Below are 301 nucleotides of genomic sequence, written 5' to 3'. Positions count from 1 at the left end.
AAGGTCTTCGCCGACTGCACTGCCGGCCTGTTCGACGGCTTCCGGCTCGACGATGCAGGGCGCATCTGGACAAGCGCGGCCGACGGCATCCACTGCTACGATCCGGACGGCACGCTGATCGGCAAGGTCAAGGTGCCGGAGGTGACCGCCAATTGCGTGTTCGGCGGCATCAAGCGCAACTGCCTCTACATCGCCGGCACCACCTCGCTCTACATGGTGCGGCTGATGGTCAATGGGGCGAAGACCTATTGAGTTGAAAAACCCGGCTGTGGCCGGCGTTTGAGATTGGGCGAAGCCTCTA

Annotated in this window: 1 protein-coding gene; it reads left to right on the top strand. The window is 62.5% G+C overall.

The window, feature by feature from the left end:
• Positions 1-252 (top strand): SMP-30/gluconolactonase/LRE family protein (locus EN869_RS34000; protein WP_135916162.1); only part of this gene is annotated, 252 nt, incomplete at its 5' end.
• Positions 253-301 lie beyond the last annotated feature (49 nt).

Origin of the sequence: Mesorhizobium sp. M2D.F.Ca.ET.226.01.1.1 (genome assembly GCF_004022705.2) — a bacterium.
Lineage (GTDB): Bacteria > Pseudomonadota > Alphaproteobacteria > Rhizobiales > Rhizobiaceae > Mesorhizobium.
Note: the sequence above shows the minus strand (reverse complement) of the source record. Positions and strands in the feature narration are given on the sequence as shown.